At 48.6% G+C, this 17791-nt stretch carries 15 protein-coding genes; 13 read left to right on the top strand and 2 right to left on the bottom strand.

The genetic code is table 11. The features are described 5' to 3' along the window. The first annotated feature begins 46 nt into the window (after positions 1-46). The 4 genes from hflX to gnd all read left to right on the top strand — a co-directional run bounded on the left by hflX (position 47) and on the right by gnd (position 5993). Positions 47-1294 (top strand): GTPase HflX, encoded by a 1248-nt coding sequence (gene hflX, locus HQ41_RS00605; RefSeq protein WP_044186497.1) that lies wholly within the window; start codon positions 47-49, stop codon positions 1292-1294. A 5-nt stretch (positions 1295-1299) separates the two neighbouring features. After that, positions 1300-2382: a ferrochelatase gene (locus tag HQ41_RS00600; protein WP_044186495.1), complete on the top strand. Its 1083-nt coding sequence runs from the start codon at positions 1300-1302 to the stop codon at positions 2380-2382. Between the two features lie 24 nt (positions 2383-2406). Beyond that, entirely contained in the window at positions 2407-4446 is a 2040-nt protein-coding gene (locus HQ41_RS00595) for an alpha-L-fucosidase (RefSeq protein ID WP_044186491.1), read from the top strand. Positions 4447-4529: 83 nt separating this feature from the next. After that, a complete protein-coding gene (gnd, locus tag HQ41_RS00590; RefSeq protein ID WP_044186488.1) occupies positions 4530-5993 on the top strand; it encodes a decarboxylating NADP(+)-dependent phosphogluconate dehydrogenase in 1464 nt (487 codons plus the stop codon). Positions 5994-6217: 224 nt separating this feature from the next. Here the strand turns inward: gnd and HQ41_RS00585 are convergent, their stop codons facing one another. Together HQ41_RS00585 and HQ41_RS00580 are read right to left on the bottom strand one after the other, a co-directional pair. Continuing rightward, entirely contained in the window at positions 6218-7024 is an 807-nt protein-coding gene (locus HQ41_RS00585) for a DNA alkylation repair protein (RefSeq protein ID WP_044186485.1), read from the bottom strand. Positions 7025-7113: 89 nt separating this feature from the next. After that, a complete protein-coding gene (locus HQ41_RS00580; RefSeq protein ID WP_044186517.1) occupies positions 7114-8244 on the bottom strand; it encodes a GNAT family N-acetyltransferase in 1131 nt (376 codons plus the stop codon). Between the two features lie 105 nt (positions 8245-8349). Between HQ41_RS00580 and HQ41_RS00575 the strand changes: the two genes are divergently transcribed. From HQ41_RS00575 to folB, 9 genes are all read left to right on the top strand, one after another. Continuing rightward, entirely contained in the window at positions 8350-8697 is a 348-nt protein-coding gene (locus HQ41_RS00575; protein WP_044186481.1) for a translation initiation factor, read from the top strand. 743 nt (positions 8698-9440) lie between these two features. Beyond that, positions 9441-11609 (top strand): S9 family peptidase, encoded by a 2169-nt coding sequence (locus HQ41_RS00570; protein ID WP_044186478.1) that lies wholly within the window; start codon positions 9441-9443, stop codon positions 11607-11609. Next, positions 11606-12892, top strand: a complete 1287-nt coding sequence (gene purD, locus HQ41_RS00565; protein WP_044186475.1) for a phosphoribosylamine--glycine ligase — start codon at positions 11606-11608, stop codon at positions 12890-12892. Before HQ41_RS00570 ends, purD begins: the two co-directional genes overlap by 4 nt. 24 nt (positions 12893-12916) lie before the next feature. Then, positions 12917-13468, top strand: a complete 552-nt coding sequence (locus HQ41_RS00560; protein WP_044186473.1) for a 1-acyl-sn-glycerol-3-phosphate acyltransferase — start codon at positions 12917-12919, stop codon at positions 13466-13468. Beyond that, a complete protein-coding gene (locus HQ41_RS00555; RefSeq protein WP_044186470.1) occupies positions 13452-14249 on the top strand; it encodes a nitrilase-related carbon-nitrogen hydrolase in 798 nt (265 codons plus the stop codon). The genes HQ41_RS00560 and HQ41_RS00555 overlap by 17 nt, the downstream gene beginning before the upstream one ends. Then, positions 14246-14926 carry a 7-cyano-7-deazaguanine synthase QueC gene (gene queC, locus HQ41_RS00550; protein WP_044186468.1) on the top strand — a complete coding sequence of 227 codons (681 nt, stop codon included), beginning with the start codon at positions 14246-14248 and terminating at the stop codon, positions 14924-14926. The genes HQ41_RS00555 and queC overlap by 4 nt, the downstream gene beginning before the upstream one ends. A gap of 76 nt (positions 14927-15002) precedes the next feature. After that, complete coding sequence (locus HQ41_RS00545; protein WP_044186464.1) at positions 15003-16235, top strand: pitrilysin family protein; 1233 nt, start codon at positions 15003-15005, stop codon at positions 16233-16235. A gap of 20 nt (positions 16236-16255) precedes the next feature. Beyond that, positions 16256-17170, top strand: coding sequence for a cation diffusion facilitator family transporter (locus tag HQ41_RS00540; protein WP_044186462.1), 915 nt, complete (start codon positions 16256-16258; stop codon positions 17168-17170). A 29-nt stretch (positions 17171-17199) separates the two neighbouring features. Next, on the top strand, positions 17200-17571 hold the full coding sequence (gene folB / locus HQ41_RS00535; RefSeq protein WP_044186459.1) for a dihydroneopterin aldolase: 372 nt from the start codon (positions 17200-17202) through the stop codon (positions 17569-17571). Positions 17572-17791 lie beyond the last annotated feature (220 nt).

Here is a 17791-nt window from a genome sequence, read left to right as displayed (position 1 = left end):
ATGGCTATTTGATGGCTTTGGCCTTTATGCGTATTTTTGTGTCAGTATGAAAGATTTCATTATAACAGAAGTTAAATCTGAGGAAGCAGTGTTGGTCGGCCTAATCACTCGTACACAGAGTGAGGAGCAGGTCAAGGAGTACTTAGATGAACTTGATTTTTTGAGCGAAACAGCTGGCGTTCGCCCAGTGAAGCGTTTTGTCCAGAGGCTGGAGAGCGCTCACCCTGTGACTTTCGTCGGCAAAGGTAAGTTGGAGGAGATTCGCCTCTATGTCGAGGAGAACGAGATCGGTCTTGTGATCTTCGATGATGAGCTTAGCCCCAAGCAGCTACGTAACATAGAGGCCGCACTCAAGGTCAAGATACTAGACCGCACAAGTCTTATTCTAGATATATTCGCCTCAAGGGCTCAAACGGCCTATGCCAAGACTCAGGTAGAACTGGCACAGTATCGATATATGTTGCCCAGACTTACTCGCCTATGGACGCACCTTGAGCGTCAGAGAGGTGGGGTCGGTATGCGTGGTCCGGGAGAAACTCAGCTCGAGACGGACAAGCGTATCATTCAAGATCGTATTTCTCACCTCAAAGAAGAGCTTAAGCTCATCGACAGACAGATGTCGATGCAGCGTAAGAATAGAGGTAAGATGGTGCGTGCTGCTCTCGTGGGCTATACCAATGTGGGCAAGAGTACGCTGATGAATGCCCTAGCCAAGAGTGAGGTTTTCGCCGAGAATAAGCTCTTCGCTACACTAGACACTACCGTACGTAAGGTCATCGTACACAATCTCCCCTTCTTACTTAGCGACACAGTGGGCTTCATTCGTAAGCTGCCCACGGAGCTTGTAGAGAGTTTCAAGAGCACACTCGATGAAGTGAGAGAGGCAGATCTACTATTGCACGTGGTTGATGTGTCACACCCCAACTTCGAGGAGCAGATAGAAGTCGTTAATGCCACCCTAAGGGAGGTGCTTGGGCAGGAAGATAAACCAATGCTTCTGATTTTTAATAAGCTCGATGCCTTCACTTGGGAGGAGAAAGATGCCGATGATCTTAGCCCTAGGACGAAGCGTAATATATCGGCCGAGGAGCTACAGCAGACATGGCTAGCACGCATGGGGGACGACTGTCGCTTTATTTCGGCACGCCATGGCGAGGGAATAGACGACCTCAAGGCTCTACTTTACCAGAGGGTCAAGGAGATTCATGTAACTCGTTTCCCCTACAATGACTTTCTTTTCCAAGACTACGACTCTGCTCTTGCAGATGAGGGGCCGCTTTTATCATCTGAGTAGGTGAGATGACCGAGATATCTATTCAATCTATTTATGGGGCTAGCTATCGCAAATCGAGAGCGGTACTGCTCATCAATTTGGGGTCACCAGACTCGCCAGCTGTCCAAGATGTAGCAAGCTACCTGACTACGTTCTTGATGGACGAGCATGTGATAGGGATTTCTCCTTTCTGGCGATCTCTATTAGTAAAAAGGATCATTACCCCTCGTAGGGCACCTCAGTCGGCTAAGACCTACCGCCTTATTTGGGACGAAGAAACCGAGAGTTTCCCCCTTGTCAGGCACACTGCTCACATTGCTCGTGAGCTAGCAGATCAGCTAGAGTTACCCGTAGCTATGGCTATGCGATACGGTAAGCCAGAGATGACTGAAGCCATTACAGCCCTCATGGCTCTAGAGCGCATTACCGAGGTTATCGTAGTACCTCTATATCCGCATTATACCCGTAGCACATTCCTCACGGCTGTCGAGTATGCCCAGAGTGTTGCAGACAAACTGGGTGCGACATTCCGCATGAACGTCATCAGACCCTTCTACGATTATCCTATTTACAGGCAGGTACTAGCCAATAGCATCAAGCCGTATCTAGACCAGCCCTACGATCGCTTGGTGGTGTCCTTCCATGGTGTTCCGATCTCGCATATAGAGGAGCCTTGTCGGGAGAACAATGGCACACCTCATCATTGCTATCATCGTCGTGATGATCACGGTATGGACCACAGAGATACTTGCTATCGACTGCACTGTGAGAGTACGGCACAGTTCCTTATTGAGGATCTAGCAATCCCTCGAGAGCGTGTCGAGTTGGTATATCAGTCTAGACTGGGCTGGCATCCGTGGCTCAAACCATATATGAAGGGGCGTGTTCCTCTTTGGCCTAAGGAGGGGCATAAGCGTGTCGTTGTTGTTTGTCCGGGCTTTGTGTGCGACTGCTTGGAAACCCTCTACGAGATTGACCATGAGTACCACGAAGAGTTTAAGAAGGCTGGAGGGTTGTCCTTTGTATATGTCCCTTGTCTTAATAGTTCCGCCGACTTCGTAGGGGTACTCGCTCAGATTGTACAAGAAACATGTGCATGCAATAAGTAATACATTAATAAATACTCAACATAAATGAAGAAAGCTATTTACGCAAGCCTTTTGGGAGCTATGCTAGCTTCCTGCGCAGCCGAGGACGCACCTCCTGCTCCAATTGCCCCTGTGCCGACTCAAGCTCAGATGGACTGGCATCGTCTAGAGACTTATGCCTTTATCCACTTTGGCCTCAATACCTACAATGACCTAGAGTGGGGCTACGGCAATACTCCAGCCTCTACTTTCGCCCCAGACACCCTAGATGTAGAGCAATGGACCTCCACGCTCAAGCGTGCAGGTATGAAAGGGATCATTCTGACGGCCAAGCACCACGATGGTTTCTGCCTGTGGCCTACTAAGACAACCGACTATTCGGTTAAGGCTAGCCCATGGCAGGGTGGTAACGGGGACCTAGTAAGAGATCTCAGTGAAGCATGTAAGCGTCACGGACTTAAGTTTGGACTCTACCTTAGCCCTTGGGATCGTAATAACGCACACTACGGACATGAGGAATATCGTAAGATTTTCCATGAACAGATCCGTGAGCTGACTACTGGCTATGGTGAACTCTTTGAGTACTGGTTCGATGGCGCCAATGGTGGTACTGGCTGGTATGGCGGGGCGGACTCTGCCCGTAAGATAGATCCCCAAACATATTATCGCTATCACGAGGCGGGAGATATCCTGCGTGCCAATAACCCAGATATTATGATCTTTGGTGGTACAGAGCCTACGATCCGCTGGGTTGGCAATGAGAGTGGCTGGGCAGGGGAAACCAACTACTGCGCCTATGATCCAGAGAGAGAAGAGCACCACACTCAGCTACAATGGGGTATGAGCGATGCTAAGCAATGGCTACCAGCGGAAGTTGATGTGAGCATTCGTCCGGGGTGGTTCTACCACCATAGAGAGGATCATCAGGTTCGCTCGGTGGCGAACTTGGCGAACCTCTACTATCAGAGCGTTGGGCGCAATGCCAACTTTTTGCTCAACTGTCCTATCGCACTAGACGGACGTATTCCTGCTACGGACTCTGCCAATCTGATTGCTTGGCATGAGTACATCAGATCAAGCTTCGAGCATAATCTAGCCCTCAGGTCTAGTGTGACGGCTGCTGATACTCGTCGTGGTAAGACCTACAGACCAGAGCACCTAGTAGACGGTAGCGACGAAACTTATTGGGCCACTACAGATGCCGTGTCTACCGCCGACATCAGCATCAAGCTCTCCAAGCGAGCGGCAGTCAATAACCTGATGCTTCAAGAGTATATTCCTCTTGGTCAGCGTGTCGAGGCATTTGCTATCGAAACTGCCGATGCAGATGGTCAGTGGAAGCCAATCGATACGGTGGACAGCCTCACGACTATCGGTTACAAGCGCATTATTCGTTTTAAGACAGTCGAGACAGATGCCATTCGTGTTCGTGTGACTAAGTCTAAGGGCCCTGTGTGCCTAGCAGAGATTGGAGCTTATTTGGCAGCAGAGCTTGTGGAGGCCCCTACAGTACGTCGCTCCTCTCAAGATACTCTCTATGTAACAGGAAGCAATCGTGAGTTAATTCTAAGCTACCGCTTGGGCGATGGGGCTTGGCAGGCCTACTCTGATCCAGTTCACTTGCCGGGCGACCACCTTTCTGTTAGCGTGCAGGCACAGAGCCAGCGCTCGGGGCTTGTGGCAACAACTGGTGTTAGTTTTGGGTATTCGGGCAAGGATGTGAAGATACCGAGCCTTAGTGACGAGGATCGGCTTAGGATTATGGACGGCAATGGCTACTCAGCCGTTGTTCTACCTAACAAGGCTCGTGAGATTACCCTCAATTTTCCACAGGCTCGTCCTATCAAACGACTAGTCTACACACCAGATCAGCGTAGAGATGCCGATGGACATATCCAGCGCTATGAGATTTTAGTCGGGAGCCGCTCAGTAGCCAAGGGCGAGTTCTCCAATATTCGTAATAACCCGATTCCCGTATCTGTGGATCTCCCCGATGGTGTCGTAGGGAATAACCTTCGCTTAGTGGTTACCAAGACCGTTGAAGATCGCCAACACGTGAGCATCGGTGACCTTGAGGTCTTCTAGCTAGAGGTGGTTTAATCAAACAAAATGGGTTGGTTTATGCTTATCACTTATAAATAAACCAACATAAATACCTGCTATAAATAATGAGTAGACTATCAGATATAGGCCTAATCGGATTGGCCGTTATGGGTGAGAATCTTGCCCTGAATATGGAGCGCAACGGTTTCCATGTATCCGTTTATAACCGAGCCGAGGGAGCCGAAGCCGATGTAGTGAAGAACTTCATACGGGGTCGTGCTGCTGGCAAGAATTTTTTAGGTTTTACAGATCTCAAGGACTTCGTTGCCTCTGTACAGCGCCCACGTAAGATTATGATGATGATCCGTGCTGGCAAGCCCGTGGATATGGTCATTGAGGGACTGCTACCATACCTAGAGGCGGGTGATATCGTCATTGACGGGGGGAACTCCAATTGGGAGGATAGCGAGCGCCGAGAAGCCTATCTTCGTCAGCATGGAATTTATTTCGTTGGGGCTGGTATCTCGGGAGGTGAAGAAGGTGCGCTTAATGGCCCCGCTATCATGCCGGGTGGCGCAGTAGAAGCTTGGGAAGAGATCCGGCCAATCTTTCAGAAAATCTCAGCCAAGGCCAAGGATGGCTCGCCTTGCTGTAGTTGGGTTGGCTCGGGTGGCTCAGGGCACTTTGTCAAGATGGTACATAACGGCATTGAATATGGCGACATGCAACTTATTGCCGAAGCGTATGGTATGATGAAGCTACAGCCAAGCCTTACCAACGAGAAAATGTCTGAGGTGCTCGCTAGCTGGAACGAAGGTAAGCTTAATAGCTATCTCATTGAGATTAGCGCTGCTATCTTGGCTCATCGTGATACTGATGGTAGCTACCTCATTGATAAAATCCTCGACACTGCTGGGCAAAAGGGAACGGGTAAATGGAGCGTTATCAACTCGCTTGAGTATGGTACTCCTCTTAACCTAATTGCCTCCGCAGTCTATGAGCGTAGCCTATCGGCTAATAAAGATCTACGAGTAGAGGTGGCTAAGGCTTTCGTTCGTCGAGTAGACCTAACAGCCTCGGAGGACGAACTGGTGTGTGATCTGCATGACTGTCTGTATGCAAGCAAACTCGTTTCGTATGCGCAGGGCTTTGGCTTGATGCAAGAGGCCTCTCATGTGAGAGGCTGGGGGCTTGATTTAGCATCTATTGCTAAGCTATGGCGTGCGGGGTGTATCATTCGCTCTGGCTTTTTGGAGCAGATTTCTAGAGCTTACGAGCAAAATCCCGAACTTATCCACTTGCTTCTGGACGACTACTTCCGTGGGGAAATTGAGCAGGCTCTGCCAGCTTGGCAGCGTCTAGTGGCTTTAGCGACACTTTCTGGGGTGCCTGTTCAGGCTTTCTCTACAGCACTCAACTATTTCTATTCTCTGACTTCCGAGCGTTTGCCTGCTAATATGATTCAAGCGCAGCGTGATTACTTTGGAGCTCATACATTTGAGCGAGTGGATCGCCCTAGAGGAGAGTTCTTTCACGAGAACTGGACTGGCTACGGAGGTAATACTTCATCTTCCACTTACAACGTTTAGAATAGAGTCTCATCGCTCTTAGGTATAAGCCTTTGGTAAATTACACATTTGTAGGTATTGTGTGAGGCTGAGGCTATATCTACCTTTGCATTGTAGAGTTAGAGTAAGCGAAATCTTGAGTACTGGCTCTGTAAATAGTAAACCGTTTAAGTGATAAATCAGAAAAAGCGCATTCCCCTCGGGAGAGGAGAGTGCGCTTTGCTTTTTGTGCTATTGAAGGTCTTCTAGCTTTTCTTATTCAGCGAGCGTAGAGCTCGCTTGGCGATATAGGCCGTTGCGTTGGTTGGGCTTTCCGTTTGCCAACGATGTATTAGGCTGATGACAAAGTCGGGGGCTGTTTTGCTGGCATCGTTGAGCCAGTTAGCTACACTGTTTTGCACATATTTCACTGGCTCTGATTTGAGCGGTTCGAGCAGATCGCCCGCCAAGCTAGGGTTAGCCTTGAGGCGATCTATATGTTGGCACCAGACACCTCTAGGGCGAGTAGCCTCCGTCGCAAATCTCCGGATATAGGGGTTGTCGTCGGTAGCCCAATCGGATAGCAGAGCTAGACTGAGATCTAGATGCTCAATGATGTGTGAGCGCATAGATAGCCAACTAATTTCTCTTACTCCAAAGTGATGATCGGTAGCAAATGGCCTGATTTGTTCTAGGTATTCGTCCATCGCCAGATCTCTAGACGCCACTACATAGCAAGCCCAGCAGCGGATCGTATCGGAGCTGTGGGTAGCTATACTCCGCCAGAGGGCATCATCTCTGTGGTATGAGATTAGCCTATGAAGGGTTCGTCCTATGGCATGATTAAGCGTATTGAATGTTGCTTTGGGCAGTGCTTCGATTGCCTCCAAAATTGGTTGTATGTAGGCTTCTCTGCCCAGAGAGGTAAGTACGCTTCTCATCAGAGCGATTTGGTCAATAGCCAATCCCTCGATTAGATTGGCCGTTTCGATCTCTCCTCGGTTGAGCTGCTCTAAGATATCCAGTGGGATTAGGTCTACACGTACTGCACCTTTTCTTGTTGCTTGCTTCATTAAATCGTCATTAAATCAATAGCCCGAGCTGCATCATTTGAAATGCTATCTCGGGCTACTGGCTTACTCATTAGTATTTTCCCCTTCGCCTAAATACGCTTGATATAGGCACGCCTAGTCTTATGATGCTGGCGCTCGAAGTAGTTCCATTGCATCTGCACAGCAGTATTGGTTTCAAGCTCCGGATTACTCTCTGCGTACTTGATACCATTTCTTTGGAAGACTGGGATTAGGTCGTCGAAGAGCAAGGCATTCACACCCTTATTTTGATACTCGGGGATAACGCCGATGAGGTATAGATCCACCACGGGGTTACCCTTCATGTAGAGCTCCTTGGCCAGATGAGCCCAGCCGAAGGGGTATAGGCTACCAGCAGCTTTTTTGAGTGCCTTACTTAGATTAGGCATCGTAATAGCGAAACCCACTACCTTGTCGTCCGCCTCACGAACGATGAGGGTTACGAACTCTAGGCGAATCATCGGGATATACATCTTGACGTAGTAGTCAATCTGCGCTGGCGTAAGCTCAGAAAAGCCATACAGTACCGAGTAAGACTGATTGAGCGTTTCGAAGATGCGTCTAGCATAGGGCATTACCTCCTTGCGTGTCCTAAACTTGAGTGTCTTGAGCCCATATTTCTTACGCACAATCTCGGAGATACGTAGGTGCTTCTCGGGGATAGCACTGGGAACAAAGATTTTGTACTCCTTCCAGTCCTGATCTTTGATGAAGCCCAGTCGCTCTAGCTGCCTTGGGTAATAGGCATAGTTGTAAATGGTGGCCATAGTCCCGAGCTGGTCAAACCCTTCGATGAGCATTCCCTCGTGGTCTAGGTCAGTGAAACCCATGGGGCCTTGGAGCATTTCCATGTTTTTGTTCTTGGCCCAGTTGGTTACAGCTGCGAAGAGAGCATCTACCACTTCGTCGTCGTTGATGAAGTCCAAGAAACCAAAGCGAGCATTGCTCTGGTTCCACGTTTCGTTGGCTCTGTGGTTGATGATGCCTGCAATGCGCCCCACGATTTTGCCATTGCGGTAGGCGAGGAAGTAGGCAGCCTCGCAGAATTCGAAAGCTGGGTTGCGCTGAGGGTCAAGCGTCATCAGTTCGTCATTGACGATCCCCGGCACATGGTATGGGTTATTTTTGTAGAGCTGTATATTGAATCTAACGAATTTCTTCAGGTCAGACAGCTCCGTTATTTGCTTAATTTCTACAGACATAATCGACACATTTATGGTTTTGGCCTCCCAAAACCTAGAATACATTCGATCAATAATAATTACCTTTAGTCCACAAATTTAGCTTAAATATTTGATTATCATAGTATGGCAAATGATTGGAAGAGTCGCCTAGGGATTCTCTATAGCACCAATCCTGACTATCAGTACGAGTGCGAAGGTCAAGAGCAAGCCGAGATGCTTGCCCCAGAAGCACAGAAGCTACGCATCGTTCTCAGTCGTAAGCATAGGGCCGGTAAGGAGGTTAGCTTGATTACAAGCTTTGTGGGGAGTGATGAAGATCTAGCAGATTTATGCAAACAGCTCAAGCAGCGCTGTGGTGTCGGTGGTAGCTCAAAAGATGGGGAGATCATTATTCAAGGCGACCAACGAGATAAATTGCTCCAGATTTTACTCTCTCTAGGATACAAGCAAACGAAAAAGGCTGGCGGATAGAAAGGCGAGAAACGTTGATCTCAGCCCTTTTGCTAAGCGAACGTGTAGGTCTTAGCTGGAACCTGACTTAGCATATATTGCTGTCCACTGAACTATGGAATGGTATTCAATAGGCAATAGCGTTAGCGCTTTCCTCACACGAAGTACTTCAACGGAAAATTCTGCTTGATTTACTTCAACCCAGATTTATATTTTGAGACTATTGCGCAATGAACCCCTTCGCTGCTTCAGTTCTCTAGAGTCATTTTTTGCTACTTGAGGCAGTGTTTTTCAACTTGGGTATCCTCCNAGGTCGGGCATTTTGTGCTTATTTGGCTGCTTGTGCTTGAAGGTGTCAAATAACCGTAAAATCCCCATCCCTGAGGGAAATTTCCCTCAGGGATGGGGGATAGGGGGATAGTATTCAAGGCTCCCAAAGCGGCTCAAACACGCAAAAAACATCGAGAAAGATACAAGAACCTTTGAGCGGCGCATTGCGCAATGGTCTCATATTATGTAGAAAACAGGCCGAGAGATGGAGCTCTGGCAAGGTGACTGCTACGCATATGGCACATTACGCTGGAGGGATTTAGAGATACCCTTAAGTATTACAGTATCGGGTGACGGTGCCAGAAGTTATTCGAGAGAGCCTTGCTCCCCATAGAGCGTATGCTTGCTGTGCACTGAAATTTATTTGGCAGTTCTATTAAAAAGTAAGAACTTCGCAGAGCAAATGGTTCTGTGCAACAAATATATCGATAGTTATGAATCATAAACAAATCTGTAGCTTAGTGATGGCTGCATTCCTTAGTGCCACTGGGGTAGTCGAGGCGCAGACAGCCCCCCTTCGTACGATGACTCTCTCGGAGTACACCGCAGGTAGCCCTCAGTATATCCAGCCCGATCAGCTCTCTGCTCTGCAGTGGTTCGGGAGCGATTATATCTTCGTCCGAAAAGGCCAATTGGTCGCCGTAGACCTAAGGGGCGGGGAGCGTACACTGCTCTCGCTCGATGATCTGCGAGGCTTGCTACCAGAGAGCGAAGACCTCAAAAAGGCCAAGCAATTTCCTCGCTTCTCTGTTGTCACACTCGATAAGTCTCTTCTTCGCCTCAAGTCGGGCAAGAGCGAGTATCTGATAGATCCTGCCTCTAAGCGGATTGAGCGTTCTTGGGTTGCGGTAGATGATGTTCAGGCAAGTAGCGTTAATCCTCAGTACTCGTATATCGCAGAGGTGCGAGAGCACAATCTCGTGATTCGTAGCTTGCGTACCCGAGAGGCTGATCGTATCTTGACACAGGATGGCTCCGAGCAGATTGTTTATGGGCAAAGTGTGCATCAGAATGAATTTGGCATTAAAGGAGGGCTGTTTTGGAGTCCCGACGGACGCAAGCTTGCTTTCTACCGAATGGATCAGAGCATGGTAGAGCCTTATCCGATCCTGCACATCAACGCACGTCGTCCCTACAAACGTGATCAATATTACCCTATGGCTGGGACTACTAGTCATCAGGTAACGCTTGGTATCTATGATTTGTCTACAGGGCAGACCGTATATTTGCAGACGGATGAGCCCAAAGATAAGTATCTGACGAATATCGCATGGAGCCCAGACAGCAAAGAAATCTATCTGGCAGAGCTTAACCGAGCTCAAACGCAATATCAGCTCAAGGCTTTCTCTCTCAATACAGGTAGGGAGCTACGGACGCTCTTTACCGAGAGCGACGAGGTCTATGCCGAGCCACTCAATGCCGCTCAGTTTGTTCCTGGTAAGCCCGACCAGTTTGTTTGGCAGAGCCGCCGAGACGGATTCAACCACCTGTATCTCTATCACACATCGGGTAAGCTGCTCGGTCAGCTAACTAAGGGAGCTTGGGAGGTAACATCTTTCGTAGGCTTCGCCCCTGACGGTAAGAGCCTTTATTATCTATCAACACAGATTAGCCCTCTGGATAGACACCTCTATAGGGTGCGCCTCTCTGGAGGAACGCCCCTTTTGCTGACGCCCGAGCGAGGTTTCCATACCGCCCGCTTCTCTCCCGATGGCAAACACTTCCTAGACACCTATTCCTCTACCGAGGTCGCAGGGCGTAGCGTGCTTCGCTCCGCAGTGGGTAAGGAGCTTAAAGTGCTCCATAATGCCAAGAATCCAGACGAAGGCTTTGCCTCACCCAGTGTAGAGCTTGGTACGATTAAGGCTGCCGATGACCAAACGGATCTGCACTACCGCCTCATCAAGCCCTACAACTTCGACTCGAAGAAGAAATACCCAGCTATAATATACGTATATAATGGCCCTCATGCTCAGCTCGTGCAGAACCGTCATCGTGCTGCTGCACGTGGTTGGGAACTGAATATGGCCAATTTGGGTTATATTATTTTCACGGTAGACGGTCGTGGATCGGCCTACCGAGGTTCTGCTTTCGAGCAGGTAATTCATCGCCAGTTGGGCAAGAACGAGATGGCCGACCAGATGCGAGGCGTAGACTTCCTAAAATCTCATTCGTGGGTAGATGCTAGCCGTATCGGTGTGTATGGCTGGAGCTACGGCGGATTTATGACCACTAATCTGATGATTACTCACCCAGAGTCCTTCAAGGTCGGGGTAGCAGGTGGACCCGTTATTGATTGGTCTCGCTACGAGATCATGTATGGTGAGCGGTATATGGATACTCCAGAGGAGAACCCCGAGGGTTATGCCGCAGCCAACCTCGCTCAGCGTGCAGGAAACCTCAGGGGGCGTCTGATGCTCATTCATGGTACGGTAGATCCTGTCGTGATCTGGCAGCATAGTCTGCTTTTCGTGGAGGCTGCCGTCAAGGCTGGTGTGCATCCCGATTATATGGTCTACCCTGAGCATGAGCACAATGTAATCGGACCAGATCGTGTACATCTAAATCAAATTATTACTAGATATTTCCAAGATCATTTATGAATATTCTCCTTTTAGGATCGGGTGGCCGAGAGCATGCCTTGGCGTGGCGCATTGTGCAGAGTGCGCAGTGCGGTCAATTGTTTATTGCTCCGGGTAACCCGGGCATGACTGAGTTGGGTACTTGCCTCCCAGAAATCAAGGTCAATGACTTTGCAGCCATTGAGGCTTTGGTGCGCCGAGAGCAAATTGAGCTACTTGTTGTAGGCCCCGAGGATCCGCTGGTTAATGGGATTGTAGATCACTTTAGGGCTACTGGGGATTTCAAGGAGCTGCCCATCGTCGGGCCCGATGCATCGGGTGCTCGCCTAGAGGGTAGCAAAGACTTTAGTAAAGCCTTTATGCAGCGCCACAATATCCCTACGGCCGCGTATAGGAGCTTCCGCGTGGGGCAGACGGACGAAGCAATAGCTTTTCTGCACACCTTGCGAGCGCCCTATGTGCTCAAGGCTGACGGACTCGCTGCTGGTAAGGGTGTAATCATCGCGAAAACACTCGCCGAGGCAGAGAGTGAGCTTAGGGAAATGCTGGCTGGTCGCTTTGGTGCCGCTAGTGCTTGTGTCGTAATCGAGGAGTTTCTCTTTGGTATCGAGTGCTCTGTCTTCGTCGCTTCCGACGGCAAGGACTATCGTATCCTCCCCGTAGCCAAGGACTATAAGCGCATTGGCGAGGGAGATACAGGCCTCAATACGGGGGGCATGGGCTCGGTCTCTCCAGTAGTATTTGCCGATGACACCTTTATGGCGAAGGTAGAGGAGCGTGTCGTGAGCCGTACGCTTGCCGGTCTTAGAGCCGAAGGTATTGACTATCGAGGCTTTATCTTCGTTGGTCTGATGAATGTCGCTGGAGAACCATACGTAATCGAATACAACTGTCGCATGGGCGACCCCGAAACCGAGAGTGTAATGCTGCGTTTGTCGGGTGATTTCGTGGAGCTATTGATGCGTATGGCTAAGGCCTCGCTAGGAGATTATCAGATCCAGATAGACCCTAGGGCCGCTACAACTGTGGTTCTTGTTTCTCGTGGTTATCCCGGATCTTATGAGAAGGGATTTGAGATAACTTTGCCTGAGCTCAGTAACGAGTGTCTGATCTTTCATGCAGGCACTGTTACCTCTGCCGAGGGCAAGCTAGTTACTAATGGTGGTAGAGTACTCACGGCTAGCTGCTATGGCGATAACATTGAGCAGGCTCTAGAGCGTTGCTACGCTTTGGCCGATGAGATTAGCTTTGAGGGCAAGACGCTTCGTAGAGATATAGGAGCCGATTTGCTCGAGCTTATGTAATAATCCAATCAAATATATTAGATATTGAAACGAATTTCTGCATGGTTGCTCGCTAAACTTGGGTGGAAGACTCTGCCTTTGCCAGCTGAGCGACCAGAGAGTAGCATCATTTGCGTTGCTCCTCATACGAGTAATATTGACTTTTTTCTAGGTAAACTCTACTATTGGTCTGTGGGTAGTCGATCTGGTTTTCTGATGAAAAAGGATTGGTTCTTTTTCCCTTTTGGCTCAATTCTACGTGCTATGGGTGGTGTGCCAGTCGATCGCTCTCGCAAAGAGGATACGGTAGGTAAACTAGCAGATTACCTACGTCAGCAGAGAGATCTGCATATTGCTATTACTCCGGAGGGGACACGTAAACTTAGAGAGAAGTGGTATAGTGGATTCTATCACATAGCAGTTGCCGCTGGTGTACCCATTGAGCTGGCAGTGATTGACTATAAGCGCAGGGCCCTCGGTATCTTCGAGGTTTTTCATCCTACGGGAGATTCGGAAGCAGATATCGCTTACATCAGAAGCCGCTACTTGAGAGAGCAGGCCAAGTATCCCGATCAATTCTATGAATTCAAAGCCTAATTTGCGTCTAGCCCTTGTCCAATGTGAGATTGAGAGTAATGACGTTGAGAAAAATCTAACTTTTGTTAGTAACACCGTATCCGCTAATGCTTCATTGGCGGATATGGTTATTTTCCCAGAAACTATTACAACCGGTTTCTCTCCCGACGCCTCGCAGTATGCAGACGAATGGGTGCATGGACGTGTTTATCAGACACTCCGACAGTTGGCGCAAGAGCATCAGACTGCTATCTGTGCAAGCTATCTGGTTGGTGACGGAAATTTGAGAGTCAATCGATTCGTGTTATTCGACGAATCTGGTTCGGTGCAGTGGCAAGATAAAAGACATTTGTTTTCTTTCGGAGGCGAGCCCGATATGGTGTCTGCTACAGAGGAGCGTCGCATCTTGACCTACAGAGGTTGGCGTATCTTACCTATCATTTGCTACGACTTGCGCTTCCCCGTTTGGTGTCGCAACGTACAGAATGAATACGATGTGCTCATTTGTCTAGCCAATTGGCCTAAGCCCCGCCGAGAAGTATGGTCTACACTACTTAGGGCAAGAGCCATGGAGAATTTAGCTTATAGCATTGGCGTCAATCGGGTAGGTGTCGATACTTCGGGCTTAGTTTATACTGGTGACTCCGCTCTATTCGATTCGCGAGGCCGTTTAGTGGCAACTTGTTCAGAAGGAGCGAGTGAAGTAGCTCTAGTGGAGTTGGAGTATGCACCTCTGCTGGATCTACGGCAGAAGTTCCCCGTATGGCAAGATGCCGATGCCTTTACATTACATATACAATGAACAAGAATAGTCAACAAACGGGACTTATAGTCCTCTCGGGTGGCATGGATAGTGTCACCCTACTTTACGATTATAAAGATCGAATAGCCCTTGGGCTTTCGTTCGACTATGGCTCTAAGCACAATGCACGAGAGCTCCCCTATGCTCGCTGGCACTGTGAGCATCTGGCTATCCCACATATCACGATCCCACTTAGTTTCATGGGAGAACACTTTCGCAGCTCTCTACTCAAGTCTGGGGGCGACATTCCCAAGGGAAGCTACGACGCAAAGAATATCCAGAGTACCGTCGTTCCTTTTCGCAACGGGATTATGCTCTCCATTGCAGCTGGTCTTGCCGAGAGCCACGGACTTAGTGAGATTTATATTGCCAATCATTTCGGCGACCATGCGCTTTATCCCGATTGCACTTCTAGCTTTATCCGTCCGATGATCGAGGCTATTGGTGCTGGAACGACCAATCGAGTTAGGCTGATGGCTCCATATACTGATATAACCAAGGCTGATATAGCAACCATTGGACGACGCTTGGCGATTGACTACAGCCAGACGTGGAGCTGCTACGAGGGCGGTGAGGTACACTGTGGCGTGTGCTCGACTTGCCTCGAGCGCAGAGAGGCGATGAAGCGGGCTGGCATAGATGACCCTACGAGCTACCAAGTAACCAACACAATATAAGATGTGGAGTGTCTAGGCTCGGCTATAGAGCAAAGACCCTATCAGGCACATAAGCAGAATATAGATTAAGAAGTAGATGTCCTACCAAACTCATACATTGCCCTCGGGCTTACGTATCATTCATAAACATATAGATACTCCTGTCGCATATCTCGGGTTTGGGATAGGCGTGGGGACACGCAACGAGTCGCATCTGGAGCATGGCATTGCGCACTTTATGGAGCACATGCTCTTTAAGGGGACACCTCGGCGAAGCTCTATGGAGATCATCGAGCTGATTGAGGGCGTTGGAGGAGAGCTAAATGCCTACACGAGCAAGGAAGAAACGATGCTCTATGCTGTTTTTCCTGATCAATACGTTGAGCGTGCGCTAGAGTTACTTTGCGATATTGTGCAGAATAGTCATTTCCCAGAGGACGAACTGCGAAAAGAACAGACTGTTGTGCTCGATGAAATTTCTTCATATGAGGATAGTCCCAGTGATCTCATCTTCGACGAGTTTGAGAATATGCTCTTCCGTGGTCATTCCTTAGGACACAATATTCTAGGCACAGATAAGTCTGTTTCTCGATTTAGTTCTGCTCGCCTCAAGCGTTTCTTCTCTCGATACTATCAGCCTAGTAACATGATCTTGTTTAGCCAAGGTGCTATCGACTTTGGCCTCTTAATCAGTCTGACCTCAGAGTATCTAGGCGAGCCTAGTGAGAAGGAACTCTCATTTGCTAAACCTGAGTGCGCAGCCATATTCTCTCCTAACTCTGTCCGCCGTCTTCTGCGTCGTAGGGATACGCACCAGAGGCATGTCCTCATAGGTGGGTATGCCTATCCCAGACATGATAGTCGCCGTCTAGCCGTCAGTGTATTAGTTAATCTTCTAGGGGGGCCAAGCCTCAATTCTCGTCTCAACTTGGCCTTGCGTGAACGTACGGGATTTGTCTACCATGTTGAGTGTAGCTATACGGCCTACGCCGATACGGGAATGATTAGTATCTACTTTGGGTGTGCTCCTAGCAATATGGAGCAAGCCATCCGCCTTGTAGAGGAAGAACTAAAACGTCTGGTTGAGGCACCCCTAACGGAAGAAGAGCTAGAGGCTACTAAACGTCAGCTCAAGGGCCAGCTGATGGTGTCGCACGATAATAGGGAAACGACCTTCATGTCTATGGGTAAGAACTATTTGCATCATGGACGAGTAGATGATTTGCCCGATCTTGTTCGGCGCATTGATGCCGTTTCGGCTGCCCAACTTCACGAAGTGGCTCAAGACTTGCTGGAGCCAAATAAGTTACATCACCTCATCTATACCTAAAAACACAAGTCCCATACACTATGTCTACCTGCTCTAAGGATAGAAGTCGATGCATCATACGTGTTTCTCTGCTTGGAACTATATGCAATGCCTTACTAGCACTTGCTAAGATCTGGGCAGGGATTTATGGCCATAGTACAGCTTTGATGGCTGATGCTGTCAACTCTCTCTCAGATTTTATTACGGATATTATCTTACTTGTGTTCGTCAAGATCTCAGGGAAGCCGCAGGACCATGATCACCGCTACGGGCATGGTAAGTACGAAACATTGGCTACTGTGATTGTGGCGATCATGATGATTATAGCAGGCTCTCTGCTTCTGTTTGATAGCCTAAAGACCTTGTGGGGACTCTATCAAGGAGATGTTAGCCTAGATCCTCCCTCTTATTGGTCCCTTGGTGTAGCAGTTGGTTCGCTCATTACCAAAGATTTACTCTGTCGCTATACCATTACCCAAGCTAAGACCCTAGGTAGCTCGGTTCTGCATGCCAAGGCACTTGATCATCGAGCTGACACCTATATGCTTATTGGTGTAGCACTAGGGATTTTATGTGCTTTAATCTTTGGAGCAGGGTGGGAGATTCTGGACCCGATTGCGGCAGGTATTGTTAGCTTCTTTATCATGCGCATGGGGATTATGCTCATACTTCCTGCTTTCAACGAACTGATGGAGATCAGCCTCCCAATCAACATCATCAACGAGATTGAGGATCTTATTTTCGTCATTCCTCAGATTAGAGGTATTCGCAATCTTCACACCCGAAGTATTGGGCATCGGTATGCCATAGAGTTGGACATTCTGCTTGATGGAGAGATGAGTGTTGCCCAAGCGCACGACATTACAGATCAGGTAGAGGCAACCCTGCGCAATCGCTATGGCTCGGCAACGCACGTTATTGTACACGTTGAGCCGTTTAGGCGGAGGATTCATTAGATTTTATTCAACTATTGTTTTGTACGGCGATGAAAACTTGGATCGAATTGGACGCAATGAAGTTCTATGCCCACCATGGGGTTTTTGAGCAAGAGCGACAAGTGGGCAATCACTTTGTGGTTTCGCTTAGAGTATGTGTGGATATTGCTCGTAGCCTGCAGACTGATCAACTAGACGATACGATTAGCTATGCCGATCTATATACACTTGTTGAGCAGGAGATGCGTCAGCCCTCTCGACTTCTAGAGCATGTCGCAGGGCGTATACAGCATCGCCTTTTCGCTTATTCCGAGTTAATCCAAAGCATCTACCTTAGGGTAACAAAGCTCAATCCTCCTTTTTCGGGCGATGTTCATTCTGCCAGTATCGTCTTGGAGCTAGACCGTAATGAAGGTTTTTAGGGACTTATTGGAGAGGATAATCAATTAGTTAATAGGGGGGCTGTGTCAAAATTCATTTTTGACGCGGCCCCTTTTATGGTGTTTTTAGAATGCGTAAAATGAGACTATTGCGCAATGAACCTGACGTGTACTGAAAAAAGTTGACAGTTGGGCGGGATCGTTCTACAATTGGTTTACTGGTTCTTTCTATAATTCTAGATTAGGTTGACAGCCCTTACCC

This window comes from Porphyromonas sp. COT-290 OH860 (genome assembly GCF_000768935.1).
Lineage (GTDB): Bacteria > Bacteroidota > Bacteroidia > Bacteroidales > Porphyromonadaceae > Porphyromonas.
This window is presented reverse-complemented; position numbering and strand designations above follow the sequence as displayed.